Here is a 1633-nt window from a genome sequence, read left to right on the forward strand (position 1 = left end):
GTGCACGACGCGCACGCGGACCTCTCCCCCCTCGAGCACGGTGGTCGCCTCGTCGTCGAGCACCATCACGCGGAGCTCGAGCTCGCCGCGATCGTCGTTCTCGTCGGCGAAGAGGCCCTCGAGCCAGGCGATGAATCCCTCGTCGGTGGCGTCGGCCTGCTCTTCGGCTTCGCCGACGCGCTCCGGCACCATGAGGCCCATGAGCGTGATCGTGTAGTACTCGCCGCTGCTGGCGTCGATGGTCTCGGCCGGCACGACCGGCGCCACCTCGGCCTCGGCCCCGGCCTCGTCGGCCGCCTCACCGTTCTCGGGCGCCGCGAGCACCATGGTGATCTCGTAGGAGCCGGCGGGGATCGCCACGTAGTCGGTCATCTCGGCGTACGCCGTCCGATCGAACGCGTCGATCGTGAGGCCCGCCGCGGCATCGTCGTCACCCACCAGGAGGACCTGGTCGATGTCGGCGTTGGGCGCCGCGTGCACGAAGCGCACCATCGCGTGCTCGTCGGTCTCGGCGACGTCGTCGCGCTCGGGGTCGGTCACGGCGACGGCCTCGCCGTTCGCTTCTTCCTCGGCCACCGGCTCGCCGTTCGCGTCTTCCTCGGCCTCGGCCACAGGCTCGCCGTTCACCTCTTCGGGCTCGGCGACGGCTTCGTCGTTCTCCTCGGCTTCCTCGATCTCGGCCGGCTGGGTCGATGCCACGACGACGTCGATCGGCACCGGCTCGACGGGCGTGCCCGTCACGAAGATCGTGTGCAGCATGCCGGGCTGGAGACCCTGGCCTGCCAGGTCGAGGATCACGGCCTCGCCGTCTTCGGTCCGGACCTCCACGGCGTCACCGGCGCGCAGCGACACGTAGCCGCTCGCTTCGCCGTACGACACCGTCTGGACGATCTCGACGTCGTTCTCCTCGTCGTTGACGTCGTTGTCGTTGACGTCGTTGTCGTTCTCGTCGTCGTTGGCCTCGTCGTTGACGTCTGCGCCGTCGACGTCTTCGCCGTCGACGTCGTTGGCGTCGTTGCCGTCGACGTCGTTCTCGTCGTCAGCGCGCATGACCGCGAGCGCGACGGGTTCGGTGCCCGGGGCGGCGTGGACGATCCGCACCAGCATCTCTTCCTCTTCGAGCGTCTGCGTCGCCTCGTCGTCGAGCACCAGCAGACGCAGATGGAGCCCTTCCTCCTCGACGGTGTCTCCCGCCATCAGGCCCTGGAGCCATGCCATGAAGGGCTCGGCGGTCGGATCGGCGATCTCCGCCTGCTCGGCCTCCTCAGGAGCCTCCGCATCGACCGGCTCGGTCTCTGCGGGAGCCTCTTCCTGTTCGCCTTCCTCTGCCGGAGCGGTCTCCTGTTCGCCCTCCTGGGCAGGGGCGGGCTCCTGCTCGTCGTCGCGGTCCATGCGCTCAGGGACGACCAGACCGAGCAGGGTGACCGTGTAGTACTCGCCTCCGCCGGCGCTGAACGACTCGGACGGCACGACGCGAGCCAGCTGCTCGCCCTCGACCGCTTCGAGGACGACGGTGATCTCGTAGTTGCCGGGCGGCACCTCGATGTAGTCGCTCATGGCGCCGTACCCGACGTCACCGAAGTCGGCTACGGCTACCCCGCCTGCCTCCTCCCGCTCGCTCATCAGCATCACC

The 1633-nt window shown here is 69.2% G+C and carries 1 protein-coding gene; it reads right to left on the bottom strand.

Annotation, left to right across the window (positions count from 1 at the left end; genetic code table 11):
- Nucleotides 1–1623, bottom strand: a 1623-nt coding sequence (locus ACNA7R_RS20240; RefSeq protein WP_416285337.1) for a DUF4397 domain-containing protein, incomplete at its 3' end; no start/stop codon positions are given.
- Nucleotides 1624–1633: the final 10 nt, after the last annotated feature.

This window comes from Natronococcus sp. (genome assembly GCF_047921035.1).
GTDB lineage: Archaea > Halobacteriota > Halobacteria > Halobacteriales > Natrialbaceae > Natronococcus.